This is a genomic window from Neisseria sp. P0021.S007, from assembly GCF_051956855.1.
The window spans coordinates 1-562 of record NZ_JBQCXA010000944.1; the positions used below are offsets into that span (position 1 = coordinate 1).

At 39.7% G+C, this 562-nt stretch carries 1 protein-coding gene; it reads right to left on the reverse strand.

From position 1 onward, the window contains the following. A partial coding sequence (locus tag ACTHUR_RS16865; RefSeq protein ID WP_440399839.1) for a hypothetical protein occupies positions 1 to 219 on the reverse strand: 219 nt, incomplete at its 3' end. Positions 220 to 562 lie beyond the last annotated feature (343 nt).

The following is a 562-nucleotide window of genomic DNA, read 5'->3' on the forward strand; positions in this document are numbered from 1 at the left end:
CGCTTGCAGCAAAGGCAGCCCGAAATGCTCGTTGATGTTTTTAAGGTCTGTTGTTTCTTTTCCAGTCAGATTGTGCTCAAGCCATTTCAGATTGTCCGGATTGTTTTTGATTTTTTCAAAATACGCCTGTTTGCGCTTCCAATTGCGCGACCACACCAGCAGCATGGTGAAAATACATAGAACGATTAAGAAAATATTAGTGAAAATAATCATATCCATCGTCGTCTCCGCTTGCTTGGAAGTATGAGGATTATAAGCGAATCAAACGGTTGCGGATATATTGGGGAATGAGGGAGGCGTGGTGTTGAATCAAGGTTTGATGACTTCGCGTCTTTTTTGTATCTAAAATCCGTTTTGTGAAAAAGGTCGTCTGAATTTGGACAACAGGATGATTTGGTGTTTTTGAATTTGGATTTCCATTTGCACCGTACAGTTAAATCATTAATAAAATAATGTGTTGTGTTAAAATCATGCTGAGTTGCTAATATGGGTTTGAAAGTATATCGCGTTGTTGGTAAACCATTTGAGAATGCGGCTCCGTACTTTCAGACGACCCCAAGAT